Origin of the sequence: Enterobacter sp. Bisph1 (genome assembly GCF_000814905.1) — a bacterium.
Taxonomy (GTDB): domain Bacteria; phylum Pseudomonadota; class Gammaproteobacteria; order Enterobacterales; family Enterobacteriaceae; genus Kosakonia.
On sequence record NZ_JXAG01000008.1, the window covers coordinates 1 to 2,739 of the forward strand.

Annotated in this window: 2 protein-coding genes and 1 pseudogene; 1 reads left to right on the forward strand and 2 read right to left on the reverse strand. The window is 45.9% G+C overall.

Annotation, left to right across the window (positions count from 1 at the left end; genetic code table 11):
• Positions 1-910: 910 nt before the first annotated feature.
• Together RW65_RS00090 and RW65_RS00095 are read right to left on the reverse strand one after the other, a co-directional pair.
• Positions 911-1,297: a helix-turn-helix domain-containing protein gene (locus RW65_RS00090; protein WP_039054650.1), complete on the reverse strand. Its 387-nt coding sequence runs from the start codon at positions 1,295-1,297 to the stop codon at positions 911-913.
• Positions 1,297-1,488 carry a Rop family plasmid primer RNA-binding protein gene (locus RW65_RS00095; protein WP_039054652.1) on the reverse strand — a complete coding sequence of 64 codons (192 nt, stop codon included), beginning with the start codon at positions 1,486-1,488 and terminating at the stop codon, positions 1,297-1,299. The genes RW65_RS00090 and RW65_RS00095 overlap by 1 nt, the downstream gene beginning before the upstream one ends.
• 959 nt (positions 1,489-2,447) lie before the next feature.
• Here RW65_RS00095 and RW65_RS22910 point away from each other — a divergent pair.
• Positions 2,448-2,739 (forward strand): annotated as a pseudogene (locus RW65_RS22910) (GNVR domain-containing protein); the annotation flags it as partial.

Below are 2,739 nucleotides of genomic sequence, written 5' to 3' on the forward strand. Positions count from 1 at the left end.
CCGTTCGGCGCACCGCCTCAGACGCCCTCAGCGCATTTCTGCGCCCCCCGCCGGTTTTCTGCACCTTTCACCTATCCGTATCGTGAAAAAGACGCCCGATGATTTCTGCGCGGCTGCATGGCTATGCATGAGAGTGACTGGCGGACGGTTTCACACCAAATGAGCCGAAAAAGGACTGTTTCAGGCAGTTTTCTTCAGTGGTTCGTAGAACCACAACAGGTTTAAAAGTGGAATCCTTTGGCACCGCGCATGTATCACCCCGTTTATACATCGCCGTCGTGCCTGATCCCTAGAAAGTAAAACTGAAGACAGGAGCAGCACACACTTTACCCCCCTCTGATAAGGCGGTAGGCACATTTCCGAAGACACATAGACAGCATAAAGATGTATTACAAATGCACATCTTGTCCCGCGCGACGGACAGCCTCAAAAAAACTGAATCCCTTTAAATGGCCTGAAAACACTGGCAGGACACAGTGCTGGATCCAGCACCACACTGGATATAAATAAGTAACACAATCCGGCCACCTGGATGAATATCATGTGGTTGGATCCAGGCGTCCCTATACAGGTGTGTGTATCGGACATCAGTGTCGGATGCTGTGCTATTTAACTCACTGAAATAATGAGATAGCCACAATCTGGCGATATTGTAGTGCCGGATCCGACACCTGTGTGTCCGACAAATGTGCGACATTTCGCGCGACACCTGGAAATTGCCTGAAACATTTACAGTCATGCCACGGATATAAAAAAGATAAATAGGCAAGAGGCAGTCTTGCGTGGGGTGTGATGTTTTAACCCTAAAGGCACAAAGCGGCGATCGGGCTGCATGGACTGGCCGAAAAAAACAGGTTTTGGTTAAATCATTCAGTAAATCAGACAAGCCTCGCCGGCAACTGAGGCGTTCTCAGCGTTTCCAGAACTTCCACCAGGGTGAGTCCCGGGTATGCGTGTGCTCGATCAACAGCATTGCCTGTTTTAGGCTGTCGATGTGGGAATCCTTGGCTGAAACTAACGTTTGCAGGTGTACCACTTCCTGCCGGAGCTGCGCAATGACCTGTTCATTCTGCGTAGAAACGCCTGTCTCAGAGTGTTCATAAACCTGTGCAGCGACCTGTTCAGACGGACGATACTCAAGAGGTCCAAAAACACGGATAAGTTCGGCAACATCGACCATTCTGGCGTTTCTCGCCCCATGACAGGTGGACAGTTCACCTGTCTTAATCAACCTGTGCAGTGTTGTCCGACTTTTCCCGGTCAGCCGTGCGGCCTCACTGATCGATATTTTCGCCATTACCCTTCGTCCTTTAGATCATTTAACTGCACAAAGAGAGTCATACAGAGCACCTCTGCATCCTCATGAAGTTGGTCACACATGTCAGCCGCCATGTCGAGGTTGAGCTCATTGAGCTTATCCAGCAACAAAAGGGACTGCTCATGGATGAATTTCGCCATATTCAGAGCGGTGTTCTCTTGTTTAGTCATGAACAGGCCTAGTACGTACTGCTCAATGTGGAGACAGACTCCATTCTGCTTCCTCGCGCGTTCGCTCACAATGCTCGGTCACGGGTCTGCGGCAAGCAGGTGGAACACAGGGACAAGGCAGAAAAGGTGTGAGAGAAAAAAGCGGAGGGTACGCCAATGCCGTTTTCCATAGGCTCCGCCCCCCTGACAAGCATCACAAAATCGGACGCTCAAATCAGTGGTGGCGAAACCCGACAGGACTATAAAGATACCAGGCGTTTCCCCCTAGTGGCTCCCTCGTGCGCTCTCCTGTTCCTGCCTTTCGGTTTACCGGTGTCATTCCGCTGTTATGGCCGCGTTTATCTCATTCCACGCCTGACACTCAGTTCCGGGAAGGCAGTTCGCTCCAAGCTGGACTGTATGCACGAACCCCCCGTTCAGTCCGACTGCTGCGCCTTATCCGGTAACTATCATCTTGATTCCAACCCGGTAAGGCATGCAAAAGCGCCACTGGCAGCAGCCACTGGTAACTGATTTAGAGGAGATAGTCTTGAAGTTATGCGCCGGTTAAGGCTAAACTGAAAGGACAAGTTTTGGTGACTGCGCTCCTCCAAGCCAGTTACCGCGGTTCAAAGAGTTGCTGCTCTGAGAACCTTCGAAAAAACCGCCTTGCTGGGCGGTTTTTTCGTTTTTCAAAGCAAGAGATTACGGCTGTAACACACGGATCTCAAGAAGATCTTAAAATATGTGGAAAGGATTCTGCCTGACACCCCCCTCTCCATAGACACGATCGAACAAAAAAGCAACAAAAGGGATAAATTTAGGAGTTTTCCTACACCTAAATAATAGGTAAAATGTTTTTTTATTCGATTGGCTTTTAAAATGAAATACACTAAATCCGCAAAAATATTTATCATGGCTATTTTAATTTCATTCTTTTATTTAACTTATGCTTTAACAAATGTTGTTGGTATATAAAAATGGAAAACAATTCATCTGATATTGATTTTATCGAGCTATTTCTCCTTCTTAAGAAAAAAATCGTAAGCATTATTTTATTTGTTTTTTTATCATTGATTTTGTCATCTATTTTTTTGTTAATAAACAAAAATAAAGTAACTATAAAATACGAATTAAACATGGTCACTAATTCGCCAAGTATGATTATTAACTGTGATGATGATTTTTATTGCAAAGCGAATATCATACAATCAATCATAAACAATAAAAGCAAGTCCATAACATCAAACATAGATGAAAAAGAAAAAAAAA

Excerpts from the sequence above, each read along its gene's own strand:
- RW65_RS00090 (WP_039054650.1), bottom strand. The coding sequence starts at position 1,297 with ATGGCGAAAATATCGATCAGTGAGGCCGCACGGCTGACCGGGAAAAGT.
- RW65_RS00095 (WP_039054652.1), bottom strand. The coding sequence starts at position 1,488 with ATGACTAAACAAGAGAACACCGCTCTGAATATGGCGAAATTCATCCAT.